4 protein-coding genes are annotated in these 4397 nt (G+C 41.6%); 2 read left to right on the forward strand and 2 right to left on the reverse strand.

Annotated elements, in window-relative coordinates; genetic code table 11:
* Positions 1-295, forward strand: a 295-nt coding sequence (locus tag BLR43_RS13260; RefSeq protein WP_143007462.1) for a transposase family protein, incomplete at its 5' end; no start/stop codon positions are given.
* Between the two features lie 363 nt (positions 296-658).
* On the opposite strand, the gene BLR43_RS13265 is transcribed toward BLR43_RS13260, so the two are convergent.
* Entirely contained in the window at positions 659-1723 is a 1065-nt protein-coding gene (locus tag BLR43_RS13265) for a disulfide isomerase DsbC N-terminal domain-containing protein (RefSeq protein WP_093071457.1), read from the reverse strand.
* Between the two features lie 415 nt (positions 1724-2138).
* Between BLR43_RS13265 and BLR43_RS13270 the strand changes: the two genes are divergently transcribed.
* Entirely contained in the window at positions 2139-3488 is a 1350-nt protein-coding gene (locus tag BLR43_RS13270) for an MBL fold metallo-hydrolase (protein WP_093071458.1), read from the forward strand.
* Positions 3489-3800: 312 nt separating this feature from the next.
* On the opposite strand, the gene BLR43_RS13695 is transcribed toward BLR43_RS13270, so the two are convergent.
* Positions 3801-4190 (reverse strand): hypothetical protein, encoded by a 390-nt coding sequence (locus BLR43_RS13695; protein WP_167669423.1) that lies wholly within the window; start codon positions 4188-4190, stop codon positions 3801-3803.
* Positions 4191-4397: the final 207 nt, after the last annotated feature.

Genomic DNA, 4397 nt, shown 5'->3' on the forward strand with positions numbered 1-4397 from the left:
TCCTGATTGGTTGCCTGAGAATACTAACTATCTAGCAGACAGTGGTTATCAGGGTATAGCAAATCTACATAAGCAAACCTTCACACCATTTAAGAAACCTCGTGGTGGTCAGTTATTGGAGATATGCAAACAGGCCAATCACTATCTGGCAAAGTTCCGTATTGTGGTTGAGCACAAAATAGGCTTAATCAAGTTGTTCAAAATCGTGGCTCATAAATATCGCAACCGTCGTCAGCGCTATGATCTTAGAATGAAGCTGTTTGCTGGTATCATTAATTCCGAGCTTAGACTATGACTTTTGCAAGAGGTCTATTGTATAAATTGATTCGACATCAATGATTAAGCTAGAAGCTAGAAGCTAGAAGCTAGAAGCTAGAAGCTAGAAGCTAGAAGCTAGAAGCTAGAAGCTAGAAGCTAGAAGCTAGAAGCTAGAAGCTAGAAGCTAGAAGCTAGAAGCTAGAAGCTAGAAGCTAGAAGCTAGAAGCTAAAAGCTAATACTTATCATGGAGGTAAAGTGCGACAATCTGTTCAACTGAAAGATCGTTGATATCGTACTGCCTTAAGCATTTATTAACACAATCAAAAACCGCCTTGTGACCATTGTGCACAGGGCGGTTTATTTTTTATCCGTTAGGAGAGTTCTAGTCTAAATAGCTGATTACTCTACACCCAAAAAATCTAGAAACTCAGGACTCTCAAAACTTGCTTGATATAGTACGCCGTCTTCACGGTAAATGGCAGGCGTTGCTATCACTGCCAGTCCAGCGGCTTTTTCGCGATTGGGCGTCACGTGGTCGGCGGTGCAGCTTGCTGGTGTAGGTGTCATCTCACCTTGTAGCATCGCCTTATCGAATGCCTGCCGACGACTTTTTTCATCAGTTTGACACCAAATACCTCGCATTTGTGCGGGTGACTGCTCATATATCGGATAACCAATCACGTTGATTGTCACGCCTTTTGCATTGAGCATGGGCATCTGCTGATGCAATCGGCGGCAATACGGGCAGTTGACGTCGTCAGCCACATATATCACCGCTTTCTCGGTACTGGTGGCGGGGTAACGAATCAGCTGTTTATCGTCCAAAGACGCCAATACTGACTGATTTTTTCGTTGCTCAAATTCTGTATCCAGACCCACGAACTGACCATTTTCTATCACAGATATCTCACCATCGGTAATATATTGCGCATCATCTGAGAGCAAAAATGGTACGCCCTCTAAAGTAGCACCCCAAATTACACCTGGTACAGCAGTATAAAAAAGTGGTGTTTTGGTACTCATATTTTTGAGCGCACTCATGTTGGCAAGCATTGCTGATTTGATGGCTGTACTGACTGGTTGACCTATTTGCTCTTTATTACTGCGTGGCAATGTTTTGGTCACTACCTGCTTGCTTGGGTTATTTTGCAGCTCGCCTTGAATAACATATTTACCGTCTTCAGTGATATGTAATGGCGCTTGTCCTGCCAAATTGACCTGATACATATTGGGCAAGTTTGAGGGCGCAATAGAAGTAATCTGCGTTTTGATACCTGCTTGCGTGAGCACTTGGCGCAAATAACTGTCCAAGGACTGAGTCATCGTGTCAGACACTTCTACATTTTCTATACTTTGACTTGTTGTCCGGTTGCTAGTGGCCCCTTCATTAGGCTGAGCACAGGCAGTGGTTGTTAAAGATACAATACCGATTAAGCTGGCAAATTTAATCAAAGGTAGTTTCACGAAGACCATCCTATTTGGTTTGATAAAAACATGATCCAATTAAATATTACATATACAAATATGATTTTAGCCAATGTAATATTATTCCAAAGAGTATATTGATAAAGATTTTCAGACTGTAGCATAAAGGGTGGATGGATAGAGTGACAATAACTTGCTTTTGCAAAACTACTACCTACCTTTAAGAGACAAGCAATTTGGGACAGATGAGAATCATAATGAAATGGTACTTGCTAATCTAATATAAGCACTTACGAGTTTACTAGGTTAATATATGTTATTGTATATTGATAACCATTAAAATAATATGGTACTTTTAAAAAGTTCACATAGCTCTTTGCTATTGAGCTAATTAATGATAGCTCGCTATAGAAAGTAGCCGTCTGATTTAAATTATAATAATAAGGATACAATGATGCTTTTGGAAAAGATTAAAACACCTGGTCTTTCACACCTCTCTTATTTAGTGGGTTCTGGTGGTCAAGCTGCGGTGATAGACCCGCGTCGTGACTGCGCGATATATGTAGAAAAGGCACGCGCAGCAGGACTTCGGATCACTCATATTTTTGAGACTCATCGTAATGAAGACTTGGTCTCTGGTGCACCAATTTTGGCAGAAATGACAGGAGCCACTGTATTACATGGTCCCAATTCAGAGCGACCGGTTGTCTATGCTAAGACGGCGCGTAATGGTGATTGCTTTACTATTGGTCAACTTGAAATTCGCGTATTAGAAACGCCCGGCCATACTGATGACCACCTTGCTTATGCTCTATTTGATACCGCCTACCCAGAAAAAGCGGTTGGTGTCTTTACTGGCGACGCGCTATTTGTGGGAGATGTTGGGCGTACTGACTTCTATCCTGATCGCCGCGAAGAAGTGGCAGGCCTGCTTTATGATTCACTACAAGATATTTTAGCGCTTGGCGATCAAGCCATTATTTATCCTGCTCACGGTGCTGGGTCAGTCTGTGGCTCAGGGATGGCAGAGCGTGAGTTCTCTACCGTCGGCCACGAAAGATTGAACAATCCGCGTTTACAAATTACAGACCGTGATGACTTTATTGATTTTAAAGTGAGCGAAAACCATTACCAACCACCTTACTTTAGGTTAATGGAGCGACTAAATATGGAAGGTGGTGAAGCCCCACCAGTCGTTATGCGCCCTCGTAATCTTTCGCTCGATCAACTCAATAGCTGCGGTGCTGATCATCTTATCGATATTCGTGAACCAATGGCTTATGCCTCAGGTCACCTGCATGGGTCTATGAGTCTACCTGTAAATATGCTTCCTGCATTTGCTGGGTGGTTTATTGAAGAAGGACAAAGTTTGGCATTAATTGCGTCTGATGAAGAGCAGCTTGCCACTGCGATGGCGCATCTGGTACGAATTGCCCTCGACAATGTGGTGGGTGGCTATGTCGGTGTCGTTCCTGCTGCTGCTAAGGGTGAGCAGATGCAACAAACACCTATGATCAATACGTCTGAAGTTGAAGACCGTTTAACCGAAGCTGAGAATTGGACATTGCTTGATGTACGCGATATTGATGAACGAAATGCCAATGCAATTGAAGGGTCAAATCACATCTATGTCGGACATCTCAACGAGCGTTGGCATGAGCTTGATCAGAATCGTCACTATACGTTGATGTGTGCCAGCGGTGCACGAGCGACGATAGCGGCAGGATGGCTTGCCAGTCGTGGTTTTGAGCATATTGATATTTACCTAGGTTCAATGGGTGCGTGGCAAGCCGCGCATGATTAAGATAATACACGGTATTCGATATATATGAGAACAATGAATTATTTTACCAACGAACTCTATCTATACTATCGTTGAAAATCATTGTTCAGCATAATAAAAAAATAGCGCCTATTTTGGGCGCTATTTCTTATTTAGAGTCGACTTTAGCATACGCTTAGACCGAATAACTGCAGTATATTACGCCTTATCCGAAACAGTAATGTGCGCTATACTTTCAAGCAAAACGAGTTAATCGAACTATCATTGTTTACTATAACTATTCGCAATTTTCTAAAGTCTCTAGGAATCATCAATGCGGCAGTCGTTGGTTTGCTACTGGCAGCGTTTTATCAACCTGTATGGACAAGTGCTATCCTTGACACAAAAAATTTTGGGCTGCTTTGATATTCTGAAAACTACCACCAGCTTAGCTATTTTTTCTTCACATGATTTAGGTTCGATCATATAAAGACTATTAGTATCTTCGATTGTTTTATTAATATCTAAGTATTTCTGTTCTACATTCTTATTTTCATCAATGATATTAAAGTCATCATTATTCGATAAGCTAATGGCTCCATTCGATAAGCTAATGGCTCCATCGTTTTTCAACCAAATGCCTTCAATCTGATCATGCTCATAATCAATCTTTGACATGACATCAACGACTAACTCCTTTTTCACAGGTAGAGTTGCCAGCTCAAATAAATACTCCCATTTCAAACCCCAATATTGCCCAAGCTACCTGGGTATTTCTTTGAAAACTAAAAAATTCGCTAAGCTATACAAGACAGTGCTTATTATCAATCTTTAGTATCAGGGTGTATTAAACAATCGACTCTCTGTCCTATTGAAACTGATAATGACGTACCCTAAAAAACGCTGATGTCGTCACCTGAGAAGCACGTTATAGGGGCTGTCCTAGATAAG

Source organism: Psychrobacter pacificensis (assembly GCF_900101915.1).
Classification (GTDB): Bacteria; Pseudomonadota; Gammaproteobacteria; order Pseudomonadales; family Moraxellaceae; genus Psychrobacter; species Psychrobacter pacificensis.